At 34.2% G+C, this 20,753-nt stretch carries 33 protein-coding genes; 2 read left to right on the top strand and 31 right to left on the bottom strand.

Features of this window, described 5'->3' with window-relative positions:
* Positions 1-7: 7 nt before the first annotated feature.
* Positions 8-1,390: a class II fumarate hydratase gene (fumC, locus tag AAGD39_RS04570; RefSeq protein ID WP_341756222.1), complete on the bottom strand. Its 1,383-nt coding sequence runs from the start codon at positions 1,388-1,390 to the stop codon at positions 8-10.
* A 189-nt stretch (positions 1,391-1,579) separates the two neighbouring features.
* A complete protein-coding gene (locus tag AAGD39_RS04565; protein WP_341756221.1) occupies positions 1,580-2,236 on the bottom strand; it encodes a DUF2278 family protein in 657 nt (218 codons plus the stop codon).
* Between the two features lie 339 nt (positions 2,237-2,575).
* On the opposite strand from AAGD39_RS04565, the gene AAGD39_RS04560 reads away from it, so the two are divergent.
* Complete coding sequence (locus tag AAGD39_RS04560) at positions 2,576-4,036, top strand: UDP-N-acetylmuramoyl-L-alanyl-D-glutamate--2,6-diaminopimelate ligase (protein ID WP_375359761.1); 1,461 nt, start codon at positions 2,576-2,578, stop codon at positions 4,034-4,036.
* Between the two features lie 429 nt (positions 4,037-4,465).
* On the top strand, positions 4,466-4,684 hold the full coding sequence (locus AAGD39_RS04555) for a hypothetical protein (protein ID WP_341756220.1): 219 nt from the start codon (positions 4,466-4,468) through the stop codon (positions 4,682-4,684).
* A 179-nt stretch (positions 4,685-4,863) separates the two neighbouring features.
* Here AAGD39_RS04555 and rpsT read toward each other — a convergent pair whose 3' ends face one another.
* The 29 genes from rpsT to tuf all read right to left on the bottom strand — a co-directional run bounded on the left by rpsT (position 4,864) and on the right by tuf (position 20,681).
* Positions 4,864-5,127: a 30S ribosomal protein S20 gene (gene rpsT, locus AAGD39_RS04550; RefSeq protein ID WP_341756219.1), complete on the bottom strand. Its 264-nt coding sequence runs from the start codon at positions 5,125-5,127 to the stop codon at positions 4,864-4,866.
* A gap of 24 nt (positions 5,128-5,151) precedes the next feature.
* On the bottom strand, positions 5,152-5,571 hold the full coding sequence (gene rplQ / locus AAGD39_RS04545) for a 50S ribosomal protein L17 (RefSeq protein ID WP_341756218.1): 420 nt from the start codon (positions 5,569-5,571) through the stop codon (positions 5,152-5,154).
* Between the two features lie 16 nt (positions 5,572-5,587).
* On the bottom strand, positions 5,588-6,607 hold the full coding sequence (locus AAGD39_RS04540) for a DNA-directed RNA polymerase subunit alpha (protein WP_341756217.1): 1,020 nt from the start codon (positions 6,605-6,607) through the stop codon (positions 5,588-5,590).
* A gap of 18 nt (positions 6,608-6,625) precedes the next feature.
* Positions 6,626-7,012 (bottom strand): 30S ribosomal protein S11, encoded by a 387-nt coding sequence (gene rpsK, locus AAGD39_RS04535; protein WP_341757232.1) that lies wholly within the window; start codon positions 7,010-7,012, stop codon positions 6,626-6,628.
* A gap of 12 nt (positions 7,013-7,024) precedes the next feature.
* Entirely contained in the window at positions 7,025-7,402 is a 378-nt protein-coding gene (gene rpsM, locus AAGD39_RS04530; RefSeq protein WP_341756216.1) for a 30S ribosomal protein S13, read from the bottom strand.
* 61 nt (positions 7,403-7,463) lie between these two features.
* Positions 7,464-8,102: an adenylate kinase gene (locus AAGD39_RS04525; RefSeq protein ID WP_341756215.1), complete on the bottom strand. Its 639-nt coding sequence runs from the start codon at positions 8,100-8,102 to the stop codon at positions 7,464-7,466.
* Positions 8,103-8,505: 403 nt separating this feature from the next.
* Entirely contained in the window at positions 8,506-9,807 is a 1,302-nt protein-coding gene (gene secY / locus AAGD39_RS04520; protein ID WP_341756214.1) for a preprotein translocase subunit SecY, read from the bottom strand.
* Between the two features lie 3 nt (positions 9,808-9,810).
* Positions 9,811-10,266 carry a 50S ribosomal protein L15 gene (gene rplO, locus AAGD39_RS04515; protein ID WP_341756213.1) on the bottom strand — a complete coding sequence of 152 codons (456 nt, stop codon included), beginning with the start codon at positions 10,264-10,266 and terminating at the stop codon, positions 9,811-9,813.
* Positions 10,267-10,276: 10 nt separating this feature from the next.
* Positions 10,277-10,465, bottom strand: a complete 189-nt coding sequence (gene rpmD, locus AAGD39_RS04510; protein WP_375319539.1) for a 50S ribosomal protein L30 — start codon at positions 10,463-10,465, stop codon at positions 10,277-10,279.
* 332 nt (positions 10,466-10,797) lie between these two features.
* Positions 10,798-11,340 carry a 30S ribosomal protein S5 gene (gene rpsE, locus AAGD39_RS04505; RefSeq protein ID WP_341756211.1) on the bottom strand — a complete coding sequence of 181 codons (543 nt, stop codon included), beginning with the start codon at positions 11,338-11,340 and terminating at the stop codon, positions 10,798-10,800.
* A gap of 15 nt (positions 11,341-11,355) precedes the next feature.
* Positions 11,356-11,712: a 50S ribosomal protein L18 gene (rplR, locus tag AAGD39_RS04500; protein WP_341756210.1), complete on the bottom strand. Its 357-nt coding sequence runs from the start codon at positions 11,710-11,712 to the stop codon at positions 11,356-11,358.
* Between the two features lie 16 nt (positions 11,713-11,728).
* On the bottom strand, positions 11,729-12,262 hold the full coding sequence (gene rplF / locus AAGD39_RS04495; RefSeq protein ID WP_341756209.1) for a 50S ribosomal protein L6: 534 nt from the start codon (positions 12,260-12,262) through the stop codon (positions 11,729-11,731).
* A 9-nt stretch (positions 12,263-12,271) separates the two neighbouring features.
* Complete coding sequence (gene rpsH / locus AAGD39_RS04490; RefSeq protein ID WP_341756208.1) at positions 12,272-12,670, bottom strand: 30S ribosomal protein S8; 399 nt, start codon at positions 12,668-12,670, stop codon at positions 12,272-12,274.
* A gap of 16 nt (positions 12,671-12,686) precedes the next feature.
* Positions 12,687-12,992 (bottom strand): 30S ribosomal protein S14, encoded by a 306-nt coding sequence (gene rpsN / locus AAGD39_RS04485; RefSeq protein WP_341756207.1) that lies wholly within the window; start codon positions 12,990-12,992, stop codon positions 12,687-12,689.
* Between the two features lie 16 nt (positions 12,993-13,008).
* Positions 13,009-13,548: a 50S ribosomal protein L5 gene (gene rplE, locus AAGD39_RS04480; protein WP_375319540.1), complete on the bottom strand. Its 540-nt coding sequence runs from the start codon at positions 13,546-13,548 to the stop codon at positions 13,009-13,011.
* Between the two features lie 2 nt (positions 13,549-13,550).
* Complete coding sequence (gene rplX / locus AAGD39_RS04475; protein WP_341756205.1) at positions 13,551-13,880, bottom strand: 50S ribosomal protein L24; 330 nt, start codon at positions 13,878-13,880, stop codon at positions 13,551-13,553.
* A complete protein-coding gene (rplN, locus tag AAGD39_RS04470) occupies positions 13,880-14,248 on the bottom strand; it encodes a 50S ribosomal protein L14 (RefSeq protein WP_341756204.1) in 369 nt (122 codons plus the stop codon). Before rplN ends, rplX begins: the two co-directional genes overlap by 1 nt.
* Before the next feature lie 179 nt (positions 14,249-14,427).
* On the bottom strand, positions 14,428-14,676 hold the full coding sequence (rpsQ, locus tag AAGD39_RS04465) for a 30S ribosomal protein S17 (protein ID WP_341756203.1): 249 nt from the start codon (positions 14,674-14,676) through the stop codon (positions 14,428-14,430).
* A 4-nt stretch (positions 14,677-14,680) separates the two neighbouring features.
* On the bottom strand, positions 14,681-14,893 hold the full coding sequence (gene rpmC, locus AAGD39_RS04460; protein ID WP_341756202.1) for a 50S ribosomal protein L29: 213 nt from the start codon (positions 14,891-14,893) through the stop codon (positions 14,681-14,683).
* On the bottom strand, positions 14,886-15,296 hold the full coding sequence (gene rplP / locus AAGD39_RS04455; protein WP_341756201.1) for a 50S ribosomal protein L16: 411 nt from the start codon (positions 15,294-15,296) through the stop codon (positions 14,886-14,888). Before rplP ends, rpmC begins: the two co-directional genes overlap by 8 nt.
* Before the next feature lie 15 nt (positions 15,297-15,311).
* A complete protein-coding gene (gene rpsC, locus AAGD39_RS04450) occupies positions 15,312-15,968 on the bottom strand; it encodes a 30S ribosomal protein S3 (RefSeq protein ID WP_341756200.1) in 657 nt (218 codons plus the stop codon).
* A 3-nt stretch (positions 15,969-15,971) separates the two neighbouring features.
* Complete coding sequence (gene rplV / locus AAGD39_RS04445) at positions 15,972-16,331, bottom strand: 50S ribosomal protein L22 (protein WP_341756199.1); 360 nt, start codon at positions 16,329-16,331, stop codon at positions 15,972-15,974.
* Between the two features lie 2 nt (positions 16,332-16,333).
* Positions 16,334-16,612, bottom strand: coding sequence for a 30S ribosomal protein S19 (gene rpsS, locus AAGD39_RS04440; RefSeq protein WP_094648890.1), 279 nt, complete (start codon positions 16,610-16,612; stop codon positions 16,334-16,336).
* 13 nt (positions 16,613-16,625) lie between these two features.
* A complete protein-coding gene (gene rplB, locus AAGD39_RS04435; RefSeq protein WP_341756198.1) occupies positions 16,626-17,447 on the bottom strand; it encodes a 50S ribosomal protein L2 in 822 nt (273 codons plus the stop codon).
* A gap of 1 nt (position 17,448) precedes the next feature.
* Positions 17,449-17,745, bottom strand: coding sequence for a 50S ribosomal protein L23 (locus AAGD39_RS04430; RefSeq protein WP_341756197.1), 297 nt, complete (start codon positions 17,743-17,745; stop codon positions 17,449-17,451).
* Positions 17,742-18,365 carry a 50S ribosomal protein L4 gene (gene rplD, locus AAGD39_RS04425; RefSeq protein ID WP_341756196.1) on the bottom strand — a complete coding sequence of 208 codons (624 nt, stop codon included), beginning with the start codon at positions 18,363-18,365 and terminating at the stop codon, positions 17,742-17,744. The genes AAGD39_RS04430 and rplD overlap by 4 nt, the downstream gene beginning before the upstream one ends.
* Positions 18,366-18,370: 5 nt before the next feature.
* Complete coding sequence (gene rplC / locus AAGD39_RS04420) at positions 18,371-19,021, bottom strand: 50S ribosomal protein L3 (protein ID WP_341756195.1); 651 nt, start codon at positions 19,019-19,021, stop codon at positions 18,371-18,373.
* On the bottom strand, positions 19,021-19,344 hold the full coding sequence (gene rpsJ, locus AAGD39_RS04415; protein WP_094648885.1) for a 30S ribosomal protein S10: 324 nt from the start codon (positions 19,342-19,344) through the stop codon (positions 19,021-19,023). Before rpsJ ends, rplC begins: the two co-directional genes overlap by 1 nt.
* A gap of 152 nt (positions 19,345-19,496) precedes the next feature.
* Positions 19,497-20,681: an elongation factor Tu gene (tuf, locus tag AAGD39_RS04410; RefSeq protein ID WP_341756194.1), complete on the bottom strand. Its 1,185-nt coding sequence runs from the start codon at positions 20,679-20,681 to the stop codon at positions 19,497-19,499.
* Between the last annotated feature and the right edge of the window lie 72 nt (positions 20,682-20,753).

Genomic DNA, 20,753 nt, shown 5'->3' with positions numbered 1-20,753 from the left:
AGTCTAATTATACCATATTTTTTGCTACCACTAAGCTATCAAACTCATCGCCTGATAAAAAATTTAATTTTATAGCTGCTTCTCTTAAAGTTATTCCCTCTCGATAAGCTTTTTTTGCAACTTTTGCCGCATTATCATAACCTATATGTGGATTTAATGCCGTTACTAACATCAATGATTGCTCTCTCAGCTTATTAATACGCTCTATATTTGGCTCTAACCCTTCTATACAATGCGTAACAAAACTATTGATGCTAGAAGAAATTAACTCTATTGACTGCAAAATATTATAGATTATCACTGGCTTAAAGGTATTGAGTTCAAGATGACCATTTGATCCGGCTATAGTTACTGTAAGATTATTTCCCATAACCTGTACACAAACCATAGTCAATGCCTCAATTTGTGTTGGATTGACCTTACCTGGCATAATTGAAGAACCAGGCTCGTTTTCCGGTAGATGTAATTCACCAAAACCACATCTTGGTCCTGATCCCAACAATCTAATGTCATTGGCAATTTTCATTAAACTCCCTGCTATAGTATTTAGGGTACCAGAAAATTCTACTAATGCATCATGAGTAGCTAATGCCTCAAATTTATTAGTAGCACTTTTGAAAGGATGATTAGTATATGCAGCAACTTGATCAGAGAATTTTACCGCAAATTCCTTACGGCAATTAATACCAGTACCTACTGCAGTTCCACCTTGTGCCAAAAAATATACTCTTTTGAGTGATTCTTCAACTCGTTCTATGGCATATGCTATTTGCGTTACATAACCAGAGAATTCTTGCCCGAGCGTTATTGGTGTAGCATCCTGCAAATGAGTACGCCCTATCTTAACTATGTTATTCCAAGCTGTAGCTTTGGTATTTAATGCTGAATGCAGACTGGTTAATGCTGGAATTAATTGTTGTTTACTAGCCAGCACAGTTGCTATATGCATAGCAGTTGGGAATGAGTCGTTGGATGATTGAGCCATATTTACATGGTCATTTGGGTGAATTGGTGACTTACCACCCTTCTTGCCTACTAATTGCTCATTACCAATAGAAGCTATTATCTCATTGATATTCATATTAGTTTGAGTACCAGAACCAGTCTGCCACACTACTAAAGGAAATTGATCATCAAATTCCCCATTTAATATTCTAGTAGTGGCTTGGTCTATTGCTTCTGCTATTTCAGGCTTAAGATCACCTAACTCTTTATTAACTTTTGCTGCACATTTTTTTAAAATCGCTAGTGCCTTAATCAACTGAATAGGCATTTTTTGATTGCCTATCTTAAAATTCTCAATAGACCTTTGAGTTCCTGCTCCCCAGTAAAAATGATCATCTACTTTGATTTCTCCAAATGAATCGGTTTCAATTCTATAATTACTCATATAAGTTTTTCTTTTTCAACTTTGTTGTATTTATATAGATAACTTGACTAATATTGTCATTGTAAAGAGCCACTTTGGTAGCGACAAAGCAACCCAGAAAAGCGATCAGAAATGGATTGCCGCAGGCTTACGCCTCTTCGCAATGACGTAAATTTGCTATGACTAATCAGGCTAGCTATATTAGTTCACTTAATCTTTATCAATAGAATTACCTGAATCATCAGTGAGCAAGGTTTGTTCAGCAAACATGAAGAAAAAAGCTTTGATTATATTATTAGGGGTTTCTATAAATATAGCCCCATCTTGATAAATACCATTATCTTGACTGTATGGTGGAGCATCTCCCTGATTCAGATGTATATTATGTATACCTTTAGGAGGTAAATTGCTATGTTTTTGTCTTAGTTGTAAACCATAAGGCATTACTGACCTTGTTTCATTATTATTATAAGACTCACCTAAGATACATATTTTTGTACCACGTGTAATATGTGTGTCTAACAAAGATGAAATCTCTTGCCATGGTTTTGCTGGTGCGTTCCTTAAATAATCTATTTGAAAGATTCCACCACGAAGATAATCAAGCCTACAGGCGTGAGTTAGCTTGTCTAAGCAGAATAATCCATCACTTCCTAATTTATCTAAGTTAGTTAATAATTCATTGTTGCTCAATTGTTCGACATAATATATTTTAACATTAGCTGTAGGAGCGGACTGGGTATCTATATTTACTTGATAGTCTCCATCAGCTTGTACTATAAGGTTGTGATGAGTCCTTGTGTATTTTGTCCGATCTTCTAAATCCTCTGATACAATGCCTCTTAAGCAGGAGTAATTTTTTAACATAACAATATCCTTTATAAGTTTTAATTTATATTATACCAACTTGCCAGCGAGTCAATCATTATTAACAGGAGTGGCTTGTAAAAAATTTATTGATTCCTAATGCACTGATTGATTGACTAGTAAGAGTTTTACAAGTAAATTCTTTACTTGTTTGTTATAGCTAACCAGAATAAGTTTTAGATAATTCCTTGGTCATTGCAAGAAGCTACTTACTAGTAGCGATGAAGCAATCCAAAAAGTGAGTAGAAATGGATTGCCACTACACTCACGTGGTCTTGCAATGACGGAGATTATCTAGAACTCTAACGGATTAGCTATATATTTAAATTGTATACATGTATGCAAAAATTATTTGATAACAAAATTATCTCTCAAATGAATTCTCGTAGTTTATGTTTTGACTCTAGATTAGCTAAAGCTGGTGACATATTCTTTGCGATTAAAGGAGTAGATTTTGATGGTAATAAATTTATTGATGATGCAATAAATAAAGGAGTGAAATTCATTATTACAGATGATGCTAAGAGTTTAAGCAACCCTAGCATTATTGCCAATGATATACATGTAACTCTTGTGAGTGATGCACGGCTGGCATTGAGCCAAGCTGCTGATATTCTCTACCCTTTATTACCACAATATATGGTAGCTGCTACTGGTACTAACGGTAAAACCTCGGTAGTATCCTATTGTAGGCAACTATACACATTACTAGGAGTACCCAGCTGTTCTATCGGGACCATTGGCGTAGAATGTTCGGGTGGTTTGGATTTAACAAACATCCAAGAAATTTTAGACAAATCCCCGGCTCTTACTACTCTTGACCCTGTAACTTTTAGGCATATTTTACATAAGTTAGCGGAGATTAACACAAGATATGTAGCTTTTGAGGCTTCTAGCCATGGTCTAGATCAACAAAGATTATGTGGTATAAAAGTAAATGCTGCCTGCTTTACTAGCTTTAGTCAAGATCATCTTGACTATCATCAAAATATGGATAATTATCTTTTAGCCAAACTAAAATTATTTACAGATAATTTATCGCAAACAGGAGTTGCTGTACTAAACTCGGAAATAGAACAATTAGATTATATCAAAAGTTATTTACAGGAACGTAATATAAAATTTTTAACTGTTGGTATGAATGGTGATCTGAAAGTTATCGACAGTACAATTTGTACTTATAACGGGCAGAAATATAATTTTACTACCGATATAGTTGGTAGTTTTCAAGCAACCAACTTGCTGATTGCCGTTATGATGGTGCATTTGACTGGCTTTCCTTTGGAACAAGTGATACTAAAATTACCACAAGTTAAAGCGGTTAAAGGACGTTTAGAGAGAGTGGGTAATAGTAATATTTTTATTGACTATGCTCATACCCCAGATGCCTTAGAAAAAAGTTTACTAGAGCTGAGAAAAATAAAATCAGATAAAGGGTTATTGAAAGTAGTTTTTGGTTGTGGCGGGAATAGAGATAGTAGTAAAAGACCGTTAATGGGAGAAATTGCAGCGAAAATTGCCGATGAGTTTATTATCACTGATGATAATCCGAGAAACGAAGATCCAAAATCAATACGGCAGCACATTATACAAGCTATTATAGCGATCACTAATAGTTTTATAGAAATAAAAAATAGAAAAATAGCAATTACCAAGACGATAAATAATTTACAAAAAGATGATATTTTGCTGATTGCCGGCAAAGGTCACGAAAATTATCAGATAATCGGTAATGCAAAACTACCATTTAGTGACTTCGATGTAGCCAGTAAAGCTCTACAGAATAAAAAGATTCTATAGTAGAATTGATTGAATAAGGCAGGTACTACAACACCTGTTGCGCAAATGGAATATCTTTATCTGGAATATCCAGAATAGAACGCCCATCAAACTTTGATTCAGGAAAGTAGTTTTGATAAGAAGGAGCAATTGTTTTGTCATATTCGTTTGCCCAAATTGTCTTGAACCCAGCTCAAAGCCAATATCCATACCACCTGCGACACTGTTAACAAAGCTTATTCACCAATTGAATAAGCTTTGTTAACAGTGTCTAAACTGATGAGTAAAGAATTGGTTGATAAAGCCTACCATAATCTACATGAAGTAGAATCGAATTTTAGCAGTATGAAGACGGGATTGCTGGAAGTAAGGCCGATTTTTTTAAGGAAAAGCAATAGAACAAAGGGACATGTATTTGTCTGTATGTTGGCATTAAAAATATGACACTATATGAAAAATAAGTTGAAACATGGTTGTGGAGTAACTAAGGATGGTAAATATAATGTGACCATTGAGGAAGCATTAAGAGAGTTGGATAAAATATGTTTTTTGTATTATACTATCAAAGGTTGTAAAGTAGCAAGATTATCAAAATTAAGCGAGTTTCAACAAAATTTGTTGAATTTATTTGATTTAACTATGCCCCAAATGATAAAATCTGTAAAATGATAATGTATAGCCAGTAACTAAAATGTAAACTTTTGTCCTACACACCGCATAGCAACCCTACTTTGAAGCATAATCCTTGCTCATATTTATCTCGAAGACAAGTCGCGACTATATAATTCAATATTATTTTGTACTTAATTTTATATTTGTGGGTAAAAGTAAGACTTCTGACGGAGAGACTAATTCATGTTTTTAATTTTCTGAGATAATCTACTGATCTTACGTGAGGCTGTATTTAATTTGATAATATTTTTTGTTACACCTTTCATTATTTCAGATTGTGCAACAATCAAAGCTAATCTGGCTGATTCTTTTGAACCACTAGTAACTTCTTCCAAAACTTTTTTTAAATATGTTTTAATTCTACTCGATCTATTCTTATTTATTAAAGTTTTTTTGACTGTTTGTCTTATTGCCTTTTTTGCTGATGAATGATTAGCCATATTTATTATTTTCCTACAGATTCATTAATTTTGTTCTTCATGCTCATGACTTTCTACTTTTGGGGTCATACAGCCCTTACTATTTACATCTCTATCAACGAACTCAATATAAGCCACTGATGCCATATCCCCATGACGATATCCAGCCTTTATTATTCTAGTATATCCACCTGAACGCTCACTATATCTTTTGCCTAAAACGCTAATAAGTTTTTCAGTTGCCACTTTATCTTTAATTTTAGCAAGCACCATTCTTCTAGCCGCTAAATCAGATTTCTTAGCTTTAGTTACTAACACCTCAATATAAGGTCTAAGCTCTTTAGCTTTAGGTAAAGTAGTTTTTATTTGCTCATTCATTACAAGCGCCACAGCCATATTAGCAAACATTGCTTGTCTATGACTACTCGTCCTATTGAGTTTTCTACCCTTAATTTTATGTCGCATATTATTTTACCTTAAATTAATATGGATCTTCGTAACGCTTAGATAGATCCTGAATATTCTCAGGAGGCCACCCTGCTACGTCCATACCAAATTTCAAGCCAAAACTGGCTAATATATCCTTAATCTCATTAAGAGATTTTCTACCAAAATTCTGAGTTCTCAGCATTTCCCCTTCTGTCTTGATGACAAGATCTCCTATATAAATTATATTATCATTTTTCAAACAATTTTGAGACCTAACAGATAGCTCTAATTCCTCAACCTTCTTCAATAATGCCGGATTAAATGATAATTCTTCCAATTTATCCTGCTTATCTTCTACTTGATCTTCAAATGTAATAAATAATTGTAACTGATCTTGCAATATCCTAGCAGCAAGTGCTATAGACATCTCAGGTGAGAGACTACCATTAGTTTCAACAGTCATAACTAATTTGTCATAATCTGTAACCTGACCAACACGTGTATTATCAACTTTATAGGTAACCTTCCTTACAGGACTGAATAATGCGTCTATTGGGATTACTCCAATAGCTGATTCCGACTCAACATTACTCACCGCAGAAACATAACCTTTTCCTACCTCACACACTAATTCCATTTCAAGCTGCGCTCCTTTTGCCAAGGTACAAATTACATGATTAGGAGTTAGTATCTCCACGTCATGACCTGTGCCAATCATACCGGCAGTTACAACGCAAGGACCAGTAGCACTCAATCTTACAACCTTTCTTTCTGAAGAATGCATCTTAATGACTACAGACTTAAGATTTAAAACTACATCAACTAAATCTTCCTTAACACCAGTTATAGCAGAAAATTCATGCACTACCCCTGGTATCTTTATCGAGGTTATAGCAGCACCCTGAAGAGATGAAAGTAGAATTCTCCTCATAGCATTACCCAACGTTAAACCAAAGCCCCTCTCTAAAGGTTCAACTACAATTTTTACTATATTAGTATTTTTATCAGGACTGTCATAAACTATCTTAGAAGGCTTGATCAACGAGTTCCAGTTTTTATTTAATGATAACATTATTTACTACCTATGTCTCTATACTCTTCTTCTCTTTGGTGCCCTAACACCGTTATGGGCAACAGCTGAAACATCCAAAATTGATGTAACGATAAAATTTTGACTAAACACTGCACGCATAGCCGATTCCCTTTGTACCCCTGCCCCTTGCACTCTAATTGAAACAGTTTTAAGACCATGCTCTTTTGCTGCTTCTGAAGCTTTATCAACAGTTATTTGAGCAGCATAAGGAGTAGCTTTTCTAGCCCCCTTAAAACCATGTGTACCGGCTGTTGAGAACGCTATAGCATTACCTTGCACGTCTGTAAAAGTAACAATAGTATTATTAAAAGTTGTTTTTATATGAACAACACCAAGAGTTATATTTTTTCTTTTTTTCTTGATCTTAGTATTAGTCTGACTCATCATTATACCATATTACTTTGTAACTTTTTTCTTACCGGCAATCGCAACAGCTTTGCCTTTTCTTGTTCTAGCATTAGAATGAGTATTTTGTCCTCGCACAGGCAATTTTCTTATATGTCTAAGACCTTGGTAACTTCTAATATCCTTTTTCTTCTTGATGTTAAGAGTTACTTCTCTTCTTAAATCACCTTCTACTTTATATTCTTTTTCAATAATATTACGTAAAACAATAAGTTCTTGATCATTTAAGTCTTTAACCCTTTTACTCTCAGATATTCCACTTTTCTGACAAATCTTTCCTGCAGCAGAAGAACCAAGTCCATAAATATATGTTAAACTCACTACTAATCTTTTGTTTGCTGGAATGTTAACACTCGCTATTCTTGCCACAAATAATCTCCAAAATTTTGATAACAACCAAAAGGGAATAATATAAAAATATCCCTTAAAGTCAAATAATTTCTAACATTTTATCTAAAACACATTCTACTTCTTGCTTACCCTTATTTGCATCAACAACATAGAACTCACTATTATCCCTATAATAGCTAAGCAACGGATAAGTTTCTATCTTATATTCTTCTATTCTATGTCTAATAGTCTGTTCATCATCATCTTGTCGATGAATGAACCTATCTGATCCACAAACATCACAGATATTATCAATCTTAGGTTTAATAAAGTAACTATTATAAATTTGTTTACAATCTGCACAACTAAATCTACCTAAAACCCTCTTGATAATTACTTGATCATCTATGTCAAAAAATACCACTTTAATCTTTTGGTTAGCAAATTCTCTAAGAAAACTAGCTTGCTCTAAATTACGGGGGTAACCATCTAGAACATAACCATTTTTATACATATCTTGAGTTAAAAACTTTTTAACTACATTATTTACCAATTTATAAGGTACAAGCTTTCCTTGTGCCATATATTCTTGAATTAACAACCCCTCTTCGTTATTGACCTTTACCATTTGTCTAAATATATCACCAGTAGACACATGAGGTAATTTTAACTTTTTTGCCAATAACTGCCCTTGAGTTCCCTTACCTGAGCCAGGAGTTCCTATAAGCACTATAATCACTTTAAACCCATCTTTAGATATATAACATAATATATACTTTCCACTAAGCTATAAAATACATTATTTTAAAATTAGCTGCAAAATATTTCAGGATATTCATCTACTCACCTAAATATAACATTGTTCTCCCCTTATTTATTACCCCACTCAATCATTTATAGCTAATATGCTAACCCGTTAAGGTTCTAGATAGCCTCTCTCTGTCATTGCGAGGAGCTACTGTAGTAGCAACGAAGCAATCCTGTTTTGTATCATCCCTGTGATACGTAGAGGATATCAGATTTCCGCCTTACACAGAAATGATAACTTACAATTGCTTCATCGGATTACACCCTCCTCGCAATAACATTTAGGAACTTATAACAACATCAATAACCTATTTGTGTCAACTAATAACAGCAAACTAGTTTTTTAACTTCATTTTTTTTATTAGCCCCTCATATCTACTACTAAATAAATGAGTTTGAATTTGTGCAAATGTATCTAGAACAACATTGACAACAATTAAAAAACTTGTTCCCCCTAGAGCAAAAGATACGGCATATTTATTCATTAACATTTCAGGAACTACACATATAAAACTAAGATATATACCACCTATGACAGTTAATCTAGTTAACAAATAATCAAAATATTCCGAGGTATTTTTACCAGGTCTTTTTCCAGGAATATATGCCCCATATTTTCTTAAGTTATTTGCTGTTTCTTCTGAATTAAAGACTATTGCTGTATAAAAAAAGCTGAAAAACATTATTAACGCAACATACAACAAAATATACAGAGGTTTTCCATGCCCTAAATGGAAAGTTAATAAACTCATAATTTCCGAATTATTGCCAGAAAAATTAGCTATTGTTACAGGAAACAATAAAATTGAACTAGCAAATATTGGTGGTATTACCCCAGAAGTATTGAGTTTAAGGGGCATATGAGTTGAATCACCACCATAAATTTTATTACCAACCTGCCTCTTTGGGTATTGCACCAAAACTTTCCTTTGTGCTTTCTCAAAGAAAATTATCATGGCTATAATTAAAATAACTCCTAAACAAATAGCCATCACCACTATGGGAGACAAACCTCCATTTCTTGATAACTCAAACATACTTATAATAGCACTTGGTACTCCAGATACTATACCTATAAATATAATCAATGAGGAACCATTGCCAATACCTCTACCAGTGATCTGCTCACCAAGCCACATCAAGAACATAGTACCTACAACTAAAGTGATAACTGTAGTAACCTTGAAAAAAATCCCAGGTATAATCACTACAGGCCCTACATTAGTTACAACATGTTCCAAACTTATTGCAACACCATACGCCTGAAAAGAAGCTAATAAAACAGTTAAATACCTAGATAATTGATTGATTTTTCTTTTACCAATCTCACCTTCTTTTTTTAAATTTTCTAAGGGTTTATAGGCTATTGACATCAATTGAATAATAATTGATGCAGTTATGTATGGCATAATTGCTAAAGCAAAAATAGACATCCTACCTAGAGACCCTCCAGATAACATGTTAAACATACCAAGTATACCAGACTGATTTTGTTCAGCTACACTGCTTAACGCAACCGAATCAATGCCCGCTATAGGGATAAATGAACCAAATCTACATACTATAAGAACTAGGATAGTAAAAATAACTCTATTAGCTAGGTCTTTATTAGATTTTTGTGTGGAATTTAAGCTCATAAATTACAATATTTGACCACCAACCTGTTCAATTATCTTTTTAGCAGATGCCGAATAAGCATCTAACTGAAACGATAAGGGACTATTAAATTCACCGCTGCTAACAGATAATAACTTAACCAATAAATTACTATTCTTAATTAACCCTACTTCAACTAATTTCTCTTTTGTTATAACTTCCGTTGAACTCAAACGACTTTCTGATATTAAAAACTCTATATCAGCAATATTCACTACATTATATTTCTTAGAATTAGGACAATTAAACCCTCTCTTTGGTAACCTTTTAATCATTGGCATCTGCCCACCTTCAAAACCTTTGATAGCTACACCAGATCTAGATTTTTGCCCCTTAACACCTCTACCACATGTTTTACCTTTACCGCTACCAATACCGCGCCCTACCCTTTTTTTATCTCTCTTGGCACCAAAATTGTTAGATAACTCATTTAACTTCATTTTCTAAACTCTAATTTATATTTTCTACTTTTAACAAATGTTGTACCTTCTTGATCATCCCTCTAATAGAGCTGGTATCTTTTAAAATAACAGATTTATGCATCTTATTTAAACCTAAGCCTATCAAGGTTTCTTCCTGATCATATTTACGGCCTATAGTACTACCAATTTGGGTAACTTTAACCTTTGCATCATTCATTTTTTCTTTATCACTATTCATAGATTTTTACCAACCCAATTATTACTTATAACATTACTTTAACAAAAAACCCTTCTACAACCATCAATGTCATTCCCACACAACAGGTCAATTTAAAAGTCACAGGAAAATAGCCAATGTCATTGCGAGAAACCAAAGGCGACAACATCAATCCAAAACATTGCTGACGCCTACACCTAACCTCTTGGATTGTTTCGTCATTACTAAAATGGTTTCTCGCAATGACGTTGTGTGATACCCCTAATTCCAAACACTAATAAGCTTTCACAATTATAACATCTTTTTATCACACCACTAAGAATATACTCAAATTATTCTGATATTACTTCTTGTTGCCCTTTTATAGATTGAGTCGATATCTCATTTATGTTCTTTCCTCTCCTTTCAGCAATATTCTTTGGAGAAGAAAGCTGAGATAACGCATCAAAAGTCGCAGCAATCATTGCATATACATTACTAGAACCTAAAGATTTAGCCACAATATCATGAACTCCTAAAGAATCAAAAATAGCCCTCATAGCACCACCAGCAATAACCCCAGTACCCGCCTTAGCTCTTCTCAAAATGACTTTTGCTGCTCCGCTTTTACCAATAACGTCATGGTGAATGGTCCTACTCTGATAAAGAGGGACTCTAATCATATCTTTCCTTGCTTCTTGGGTAGCCTTAGCTCTAGCTTCTGTTACCTCTTTCGCTTTACCATGACCATAGCCAACCTTACCAGCTTTATCACCCGCCACAATACAAGCAGAAAAAGAGAATTTTCTGCCACCTTTTACTACTTTAGTAACTCTGTTTACATCCACCAAAGTTTCGGTTAATGCTTCACCCATATTTTTTTTAGCTTTAGCCATTTCTTAAACCTAAGATTAAAAATTCATTTTCTTTCTTGCTGCATCAGCCAATGCCTTAACAACACCATGATATTTATACCCCCCCTTATCGAATACAACTTCTTGTACTCCTTTAAGCGAGGCTCTCTCCCCTATTAACTCGCCTACTTTTGTGGCTGTACCAACATTACAGTTGGATTTTTTTAACTGTCTAATTTCTTTATCCAAGGTTGAAGCAGAAGCAATAGTTATTGATTGTTTATCATCTATAACTTGTGCATATATATGCTTTCCAGACTTAAAAACAGATAATCTTATTCTGTTTGATACCTTTGATATCTTAGACCTTACTCTAACCTTTCTTGTCTCAAATTTTAACTTTGAACTACGCATATTTAACTCTTAAATTTTAGTTTTTCTTCCCTTCTTTTCTTTGAACATATTGACCTTTGCGTTTAATACCTTTGCCATTATATGGCTCAGGTGGTCTCTGTTTTATAATAATTGATATAAACTGACCTAATTTTTCTTTGTCAACACTTTGCAATATAATCTGATTTTGTTTAGGAGCGGTAACTTTTATATTTTGAGGTATTTCTATTTTAGTATTATGACTTTTAGCAAGCATCAAGTTTAAGTATTTATCTTTCACCAAAGCCTTATAACCAACACCATTAACTTCCAGCTCTTCTGTAAAACCTTCATTAACACCTTTTATCATACCATTTATTATACTCCGTGCTGTACCCCACATGGATCTAGCACCTTTAGTCTCTGCTAATGGCTTGACAAAAAGCTGATTATCTTGCAATGAAATTGCTATACTCCCTGCAAAAGTCTTTGTCATTTCTCCCTTAGGACCGACAACATTAACTTTCAAACCATCAAGCTCAACTTTTACCCCTTCAGGTACAGGGACTGGCAATTTTCCAACACGTGACATTTTTATACCTTAAAACACTTTACAAATTACTTCACCGCCAATCTTTTGGCTATGTGCTTCTCTATCAGATAACACTCCTCTAGAAGTAGAAAGAATATAAATCCCCATATTGTTATAATATCCTTTTAGTTTATCAATGGAAGAATAAATCCTCTTACCTGGTTTTGAAACCCTATTTATTTCGCATATAGCAGGTTTCCCATTAACGGAATATTTTAAATCTACCTCAATGTGACTTATATTACCATTCTTAACAACTGTATATTCTTTAATATAACCTTCCTTTTTTAAAACATCCAAAATGGCACATTTTATTTTTGAAGAAGGTAAAGATATACTCATCAATTTACTATTTTGACCATTTCTAATTCTAGTCAGCATATCTGCTATATTATCTGTCATTGACATACGATAAACCTACTTTTTACCAACTTGCTTTAATTAAACCAGGAACCAATCCCTTACTACCAAGCTCTCTCAACTTATTTCTTGATAAACCAAATTTACTGTACACCCCTCTTGAACGTCCAGTCAGTTCACACCTATTTCGAACTCTATTCATAGCCGAATTCCTAGGTAACTTAGCTAGAACCATAACTAGCGAAAACCTCTCTTCTAAAGATAAAGTTTTATCATAAATCTTATCTCTTAACTTAGCACGCTTATTATACAAACTTTGTGCCATCTTTCTTCTTCTATTATTCTTTTTTATAGAACTTACTTTAGCCATCTTTTTTCTTCTAAAATTAATTATAAAAAGGCAAATTAAAGCCTGAAAGTAGTAATTTACCTTCTTCATTATTTGTAGCACTTGTAACAATCGTGATATCCATACCACGAATTACATCTATCTTGTCGTAATTAATTTCTGGGAAAACAATCTGTTCTTTTACACCAAAAGTAAAATTACCCCTACCATCAAAACTTTTACTTGAGAAACCTCTAAACTCTTTTATACGCGGTAGAGCAACAAGCACTAACCTCTCAAGAAAATCATACATTCTATCTTTACGCAAAGTAACTTTACAACCAACTTTCATACCTTCACGAAGTTTAAAAGTAGCAATAGACTTCTTGGCCTCAGTTATTAAAGGCTTTTGCCCTGAAATTAAAGTTAGATCATTGACAGCATTATTAATTATCTTAGAATCAGCAACCGTTTCACCAACTCCCATATTAACAACAATTTTTATAACCTTAGGTATCTGATGTTTATTATCATAGGCAAACTTTTTCTGTAAACTTGGTACAATCTCTTTACCATATAAATCTTTAAACCTGAACAACATTATTTACCTTCCTTACTGATAATTTCACCAGATTTTTTAGCTACTCTTACTTTAGAACCATCTTCTAAAAATTTAAAAGCAATTTTTGTAGGGTTACCTGTCTTAGGATCTATATGAGCAACATTGGAAATATCTATTGATAATTCCTTTGACACTATGCCACCTTCACTTGTTTTACTTGGCTTAACATGCTTGCGAGCAATATTCACACCTGAGACAATAGCTCTATTCTGCTCTGGGAAAACTTTTAATACTTTACCCCTTTTTCCCTTATTTTTTCCGGTAATAACAATAACTTCATCACCTTTCTTGATCTTTAACTTAATCATTACAATACCTCTTCTGCCAGCGACATAATCTTAACGAATCTTTTTGTCCTTAATTCTCTAGTTACAGGACCAAAAACCCTTGTACCTATTGGCTCTCCCTGCTTGTTTAAAAGTACCACCGCATTGGAATCAAACTTAATTGTACTACCATCCGCTCTTCTAACACCTTTTTTTGTTCTGACAAGTAGAGCTCTATGCACATCACCCTTTTTTACTTTACCATTTGGCAACGCTTCTTTTATAGATACCACAATTACATCCGCAAGATTTGCTATCATGTGATGGGAACCACCAAGCACTTTAATACACATAACCTTTTTAGCACCAGAATTATCTGCAACATTTAAGATGCTCTGCATCTGAATCATAACTATACTTCCACTTAAGAATTTAATAACGCAACAAAATAAACAATCTAAACAACAAAGTCAAAGAATAAAACTCACTATTCTCCAGCTTATACTTGAGTATACTTTTTTAATAAGTAAATGCAACATTTCCACTAAGAAAGAACCGAAACACACAAAAAAGCTGCACGGTAAATCTATCATTGAATCGATACCTTCATATTCCCTAATACTACCCACGACTTAGTCTTAGATATAGGACGACTTTCAACTATACTAACCTTATCACCATCTTTATATGTATTCTCTGGATCATGAGCGGCGTATTTTTTAGAAACTTTCACAATTTTTTTATACATAGGGTGCTTAAACCTACGTTCTACTTTAACTGTAATAGTCTTATCAGTTTTTGAACTTACAACAACGCCCTGTAACACTCTTCTCGGCATTTCTCTATTCTCCAGTTTTTGATCTTATGGTTAACTCTGTATTAATACGAGCTATTGTTTTTTTTACAAAAGAAAACCTACTAGTATTTTCTAATTCACCTAACGTTCTTTGAAATCTTAAATTAAAAAGTTCTTTTTTAAACAAAATTCTCTTTTTGTGAAGTTCTTCCACAGTCTGTCCAACTAATTCCTTTGTAGATAACCTCAAATTATTCATAACGCCTCACTATCTTTGTTCTTACAGGCAACTTTGCACTAGCAAGTTCAAGAGCCCTAGTAGCTACATCATCTGTAACCCCTTCAATTTCAAACATAATTCTGCCAGGTGATACCCTTACTGCAAAAAATTCAGTAGATCCTTTCCCCTTACCCATTCTAACTTCCGCAGGCTTTTTTGATACAGGCAAATCAGGAAAAATCTTAATCCATAGTCTACCCTGCCTTTTCATACAACGAACAGCCGCCTTTCTTGCTGCCTCTATTTGCCTTGCAGTAACCCTTAAACCATCTAACGATTTCAAGCCAAAGGAACCAAAAGCCAGCATAGTACCAGATTTCGCCTTTGAGGAGACTCGCCCCTTATGTGCTTTTCTAAATTTTTGTTTTTTTGGAGCTAACATTATCTTACTTCAAAATTAATTATGTTTCTTTCTATTTTCCACATGATCACCCCTATAGACCCAAATCTTTATACCTATAACTCCATAAGTTGTCATAGCTTCAGCAGTCGCATAGTCAATATTAGCCCTTAAAGTATGCAAAGGCACTCTACCTTCTCTATACCACTCTGTTCTTGCTATTTCAGCTCCAGCCAAACGTCCAGAACAAGCCACTTTTATACCTAAACCTCCTTGCTTAAAGCAAGCTTGGATAGCAGTTTTCATGGCTTTTCTAAAAGATACTCTTTTTTCAAGCTGTACGGCAATCGTTTGAGCAATAATAGTAGCGTCTATATTAGGTTTCTTTACTTCATGTATGTTAATATATATTTCTTCTAAGCCGGTAATTTTCTGGACATGTTTTTTTAATTTATCAATGTCGTTACCACTTTTACCTATAATAACTCCAGGCTTTTTAGCAAAAATATTAATTATAACATTTTTATTAGAAGGTCTCTCTATTAACACTCTACTAACTTGTGCTTGCACATAGTTTCTATTAATCAGATTTCTAACCTCTAAATCTTGGATAAAAAGAACTTTATAGTGTTTTTCAGCATATAACACCGAGTCCCAACCTTTAATTAATGTTGGTCCAACTCTAAAGCCATGCGGATTAACTTTTTGCCCCATATTTTACTTCCCCTCAACTTCAGTAACTGTAATATATAAATTACTAAAAAATTTGTTAATCCTTGTTGCTCTTCCTTTAGCTCTTGGCATAATTCTTTTCATCACCAATGCCTTACCTACCGTTGCAGAAGTAACAAACAACGTATCAATATCTAAACCAAAGTTGTTCTCAGCATTAGCAACAGCAGACTGTAAACATTTTTTTACATCTTCAGCAATTCTTTTCGGGGAAAAGGTAAGCTGAACCATAGCCTCCGATACTTTCATATTCCTAATAGAAGTTGCGACCAAATTCAATTTCCTTGGACTCACTCTAAGAGACTTAGCAATTGCTGTAGTCGAACCTTTATTCACCTTTACCATATTTATTTTCTCTTAACTTTTTTATCTGCACCATGACCATGGAAAGTTCTAGTCGGAGAAAATTCACCTAATTTTTTACCAACCATTTCTTCACTCACAGTAACAGGTATAAATTTATTTCCATTATGTACAGCAAATGTTACTCCAACAAAAAATGGTAAAATTGTTGACCTTCTAGACCAAGTCTGGATCATTTCTGATTTACCTGACTCAATCAATTTTTGTACTTTTTTTATCAGATAACCATCTACAAAAGGTCCTTTCCAAACTGAACGTGCCATAATTACTACCTAATTATTTTCTTCTCTTAATAATAAACTTTGATGTAGACTTATTCTTACGGGTTTTCTTACCCTTAGTTGGGAAGCCCCATGGAGTCACAGGATGACGACCACCAGAAGTTTTACCTTCTCCACCACCATGTGGGTGATCAACTGGGTTCATTGCAACACCACGAACATGCGGTCTCCAACCTAACCATCTATTTCTTCCCGCCTTACCTAAATTTGTATTTTTTTGATCAGGATTTGAGACAACACCTACCGTAGCTTTACAATCTAACGGCACCAGCCTAAATTCTCCAGATCGAAGCTTGATTTGTGCATACCCCGAATCCTTACCTACTAAATTAACCGAAGTCCCAGCAGATCTTGCAATCTGACCACCTTTGCCAATTTTCATTTCTACATTATGCAAATTAGTACCAATAGGGATGGACTTCAAAGATAAACAATTTCCAACTTTTATGTCAGCACTATCACTTGACACTATTCTATCTCCCACAACAAGCTTTTGTGGTGCTATAATATAAGAGTACTCACCATCATCAAACTTAATCAAAGCAATGAAGGAAGTTCTATTAGGATCATACTCTATTCTTTCAACAGTAGCAAATATCTCCTGTTTACTTCTTTTAAAATCAATTATACGATAAAGCCTTTTATGTCCCCCTCCTCTATGCCAAGAAGTGGTTCTACCAAGATTATTTCTACCACCAGTCTTACATAAACCTTTAGTTAAAGGTTTATGAGGTTTGCCCTTCCAAAGATCAGATTTATCAACCTGTATTAATTCTCTAAGAGACGGAGTAACTGGATTAAACTTTTTTAAAGCCATCTTATTTTATCCCCCCAGTAAAATCAATAGTATAATCTTTCTCTAGCGTCACAATAGCTTTCTTTTTATCTGATTGCCTACCATTGATACCCTTAAATCTTTTTTTCTTACCTTTTACATTCATAATGTTAACTTTCTTAACCTTAATCTCAAAAATTTTCTCAATAGCCATCTTGATAGAATTTTTCTCAGCACCATCAGCAACATGAAAAGTAAACTTATTTTGTTCGGATAAAATATTGCTCTTCTCAGTAATCACAGGATTCCTAATAAGATCATAATGTTTATAAGATTTCACTTCAACCTCTTTTCTAAAGCATCTACAGCTTCTCTTGATAACAAAACATAATCATGGCGTATTATATCATAAACATTTGTACCAATTTGCGGCATCGAAATAGTGTTAGGAATATTTTGTACTGCCAAAGAAAAATTAGTATCAACTTCATTACCACTAACAATAAAATAACTCTTACCATGAAAATTATTTAATAATTTTGCAAGATTAGAAGTTTTTGACTCATCTAATTTTAAAGAATCTACTATTAACAATTTTCCTTCAATCAATTTTTCTGACAATGCATGTTTTAAACCAAGTTTTCTAACTTTTTTTGGTAATTTCGTAGCATGACTCCTTGGTACTGGACCGTGAGAAACCCCACCCCCCCTCATTTGGACAGACCTTAAGGACCCTTGCCTTGCATTACCAGTACCTTTTTGCTTAAAAGGTTTCTTTGTAGTACCAGATACTTGCGACACTGTCTTCGTTTGATGTGTACCAGCCATAGCTTTTGCTCTTTGCCAATCAACAACAAGCTTGATAATATCTTGTCTAACAAAGTCTATGGCAAATATTTCATTATCTAAATCAACCTCACCAACAACTTCATTTTCAAGATTTAATAGTTTAGCTTTCATATAGTTCATCCTGCAGCTGTAATGGTTTTCTTAATGGCATCTTTAATATAGACATAAGCTCCTTTCGAGCCTGGAACATTACCACTAACCATGATTATACCTTTTTCTATATCAGTATCGACTATTTTCAAGTTCTGAATAGTAACTCTTGTACTCCCCATATGACCAGCCATTTTCTTATTCTTAAATACTTTACCAGGATCTTGTCTACCACCAGTAGAACCATGCGAACGGTGCGACACAGACACACCATGCGAAGCCTCAAGCCCTCTAAAATTATGCCTCTTCATACTACCAGCAAAACCTTTACCAATAGTAGTACCTACAACATCTATAAACTGCCCAACAATAAAATGATCGACATGTAACGCATAACCTACATCAAGGAAAGAAGAAACCGAAATTCTAAATTCCTTCAATTTCTCCTTTGGTGCAACATTAGCATTAGCAAATACTTGCCTCATTGGCTTTGTTACTTTAGATAATTTCTTATCCTTCACCCCAACAACCAAAGCATTATAACCATCCTTTTCTTGGGTCTTTTGTCCAACTACTTGACAATCTTCAACTTGTAGAAAAGTAACGGTAGTTCTCTCTCCCTTTTCATTAAAAATCGAACTCATACCAATTTTTTTAGCGATTAAACCGGTTCTCATCACTCAATACTCTCTAACTTAATCTCAACATCAACACCAGCAGGCAAATCAACTTTCTTTAAAGCATCGACAGTCTGAGGAGTTGGATAACTTATTATTAAAAGCCTTTTCTGAATTCTAATCTCAAATTGCTCCCTTGATTTTTTATTGACATGTGGAGACCTATTAACAGTAAATCTTTCAATTGTCCTTGGAAGCGGAATTGGACCAATTATATCGGCACCAGTTCTTTTAACAGCACCCACTATCTCTCTAGTACCTTGTTCAAGAGAACGGTGATCAAATGACTTTAGACGAATTTTAATTTTTTGATTATTTTTCATTAACTAAACCTTTTTATAAACAGCCCGACTACCCAAAACACTTTTAACAGATTTACTTAGATTCTTTATAAGAACAATTTGAATAATCCTAATTAAAAGTACTTTGCCTAGCCATAATCATCCTAAACTATTTCAGGATGATTATTTCTATGTTATTTTATAATCTTTGATACTACACCAGCCCCTACTGTTTTACCACCCTCACGTATAGCAAAACGCATACCTTCTTCCATAGCTATCGGAGAAATCAATGCAATATTCAGATTCGCATTATCACCAGGCATAATCATTGTTTTACCATCTTTCAAAGTAATTTCTCCAGTCACGTCAGTAGTTCTAAAATAAAACTGTGGACGATATTTATCTGTAAACGCTGTATGACGCCCCCCTTCTTTGGTGGTACGCACGTAAACCTCAGCTTCAAATTCAGTATGCGGAGTTATACTCCCAGGCTTAGCTAATACTTGCCCTCTGCACACATCTTCTCTTTTAGTTCCACGTAGCAATATACCGACATTGTCACCAGCTTCACCTTGATCCAATAGCTTCTTAAACATTTCTACACCAGTACAAGTAGTTTTTTGGGTATCTCTTATACCGACAATTTCCACCTCTTCACCAACTTTTATTATCCCTTTCTCAATCTTACCAGTAACAACCGTACCTCTTCCAGAAATAGAAAATACATCTTCTATTGACATTAAGAATGGTTTATCTGTATGTCTCTCAGGTTGCGGTACATATTCATCAATAGCATCCATTAATTTTCTAACTGCAGCTTCTCCTTCAGGCTTTCCTTCTAAAGCCTGCAAAGCAGAACCCCTAATCACTGGTATCTCATCTCCAGGAAAACCGTACATTGAAAGAAGCTCTCTGACTTCCATTTCCACTAAGTCGACTAACTCTGGATCATCAACCATATCAACTTTGTTCAAAAAGACAACCATTGTTGGCACACCAACTTGCTTAGCCAACAGTATATGCTCCCTTGTTTGAGGCATTGGACCATCACAAGCAGATACTACCAATATTCCAGCATCCATTTGAGCTGCACCACTTATCATATTCTTTATATAATCTGCGTGACCAGGACAATCAATGTGAGCATAATGCCTTCTTTTAGTTCTATATTCAACGTGAGCAGTAGCAATAGTTATACCCCTTTCCTTTTCCTCAGGAGCAGCATCAATTTCATCATAGTTAGTAGCCTTCGCACCACCTTCTTTTGACAATACTAAAGTTATCGCAGCTGTTAAAGAAGTTTTTCCATGATCTACGTGTCCTATGGTACCCACATTACAATGGGGCAGATCTCTCTCAAATTTTACCTTTGCCATAATTCATTCTCCACAATTTAAGATTTAATACAAATTTAACAATAAAAATAACAAATTTATCCCATTTCCAAT

The sequence above is a fragment of the Candidatus Tisiphia endosymbiont of Nemotelus nigrinus genome (assembly GCF_964026475.1).
GTDB lineage: Bacteria > Pseudomonadota > Alphaproteobacteria > Rickettsiales > Rickettsiaceae > Tisiphia.
The sequence above is the reverse complement of the archived record's forward strand: the minus strand, read 5'-3'. Positions and strand labels throughout refer to the sequence as shown.